A 1666-nucleotide genomic window follows, 5' to 3' on the forward strand; every position below is an offset into this window, starting at 1 on the left:
CCTCTCAAAACTAAACAAAGTTTCAACAATCGTGTGTAGGTTTCCGTTATATCCTTAGAAAGGAGGTGATCCAGCCGCAGGTTCTCCTACGGCTACCTTGTTACGACTTCACCCCAATCATCTGTCCCACCTTAGACGGCTGGTCCCATAAAGGTTACCTCACCGGCTTTGGGTGTTACAAACTCTCATGGTGTGACGGGCGGTGTGTACAAGGCCCGGGAACGTATTCACCGCGGCATGCTGATCCGCGATTACTAGCGATTCCGACTTCATGTAGGCGAGTTGCAGCCTACAATCCGAACTGAGAACGGCTTTAAGAGATTAGCTAAACCTCGCGGTTTCGCGACTCGTTGTACCGTCCATTGTAGCACGTGTGTAGCCCAGGTCATAAGGGGCATGATGATTTGACGTCATCCCCACCTTCCTCCGGTTTGTCACCGGCAGTCTCACTAGAGTGCCCAACTTAATGCTGGCAACTAATAATAAGGGTTGCGCTCGTTGCGGGACTTAACCCAACATCTCACGACACGAGCTGACGACAACCATGCACCACCTGTCATTCTGTCCCCGAAGGGAACACCTAATCTCTTAGGTTGTCAGAAGATGTCAAGACCTGGTAAGGTTCTTCGCGTTGCTTCGAATTAAACCACATGCTCCACCGCTTGTGCGGGCCCCCGTCAATTCCTTTGAGTTTCAACCTTGCGGTCGTACTCCCCAGGCGGAATGCTTAATGCGTTAGCTGCAGCACCGAAGGGCGGAAACCCTCCAACACTTAGCATTCATCGTTTACGGTGTGGACTACCAGGGTATCTAATCCTGTTTGCTACCCACACTTTCGAACCTCAGCGTCAGTTACAGACCAGAGAGCCGCTTTCGCCACTGGTGTTCTTCCATATATCTACGCATTTCACCGCTACACATGGAGTTCCACTCTCCTCTTCTGCACTCAAGTCTTTCAGTTTCCAATGCATGACTTCGGTTAAGCCGAAGGCTTTCACATCAGACTTAAAAAACCGCCTGCGTTCCCTTTACGCCCAATAAATCCGGACAACGCTTGCCACCTACGTATTACCGCGGCTGCTGGCACGTAGTTAGCCGTGGCTTTCTGGTTAGATACCGTCACTGCATGAGCAGTTACTCTCACACACGTTCTTCTCTAACAACAGAGTTTTACGATCCGAAAACCTTCTTCACTCACGCGGCGTTGCTCCATCAGACTTTCGTCCATTGTGGAAGATTCCCTACTGCTGCCTCCCGTAGGAGTTTGGGCCGTGTCTCAGTCCCAATGTGGCCGATCAACCTCTCAGTTCGGCTACGTATCATTGCCTTGGTAAGCCTTTACCTTACCAACTAGCTAATACGCCGCGGGTCCATCCAGAAGTGATAGCAAAACCATCTTTTAAATAAAAACCATGCGGTTTTTATTGTTATGCGGTATTAGCACCTGTTTCCAAGTGTTATCCCCCTCTTCTGGGCAGGTTACCCACGTGTTACTCACCCGTTCGCCACTCAAAACTTCCGGTGAATGCAAGCATTCGATGAAAGTTTTGCGTTCGACTTGCATGTATTAGGCACGCCGCCAGCGTTCGTCCTGAGCCAGGATCAAACTCTCGATTTAAAAGTTTGTGACTCATTTGTTACTTAATTTACTAGCGAATTGACTTCG

1 rRNA gene is annotated in these 1666 nt (G+C 49.6%); it reads right to left on the reverse strand.

Features of this window, described 5'->3' with window-relative positions:
* Positions 1-58: 58 nt before the first annotated feature.
* Positions 59-1618 (reverse strand): 16S ribosomal RNA (locus GSM_RS14460).
* Between the last annotated feature and the right edge of the window lie 48 nt (positions 1619-1666).

Source organism: Liquorilactobacillus mali KCTC 3596 = DSM 20444 (assembly GCF_000260415.1).
GTDB classification, from domain to species: Bacteria; Bacillota; Bacilli; order Lactobacillales; family Lactobacillaceae; genus Liquorilactobacillus; species Liquorilactobacillus mali.